Origin of the sequence: Streptacidiphilus sp. ASG 303 (assembly GCF_020991365.1) — a bacterium.
Taxonomy (GTDB): Bacteria; Actinomycetota; Actinomycetes; order Streptomycetales; family Streptomycetaceae; genus Peterkaempfera.
Map to the genome: position 1 here is coordinate 1 of NZ_JAJLRA010000183.1, position 282 is coordinate 282.

Sequence of the window (282 nt, forward strand, 5' to 3'; positions counted from 1 at the left end):
CCACCTCGCCGTCGGCGCGGAGGCCGGAGTCGGTGTCGGTGTCGCAGTCGCAGTCGCAGTCGCAGTCGCAGCCGGAACCGGAGTCGGCTCCCACGCCGGATCCGGCGCCCGGCCCGGTGCCCGCTCCCCCGCCGGTGAGCACCTGCCGGTCCGCCAGCGCCCGCAGGGCGTCCGCCAGGTGGGGCGCGTCGGCGGTGGCCGCCAGCCCCGCCTCCTCGGCGGCCCCCCGGACGGCGTCGCGGAGCGCGGCGGACGGCAGCCGGTCGGGGAGGGCCGGCAGCA

General features: G+C 81.2%; 1 pseudogene. It reads right to left on the bottom strand.

Annotation, left to right across the window (positions count from 1 at the left end):
* Positions 1 to 282, bottom strand: a pseudogene (locus LO771_RS30430) (hypothetical protein); the annotation flags it as partial.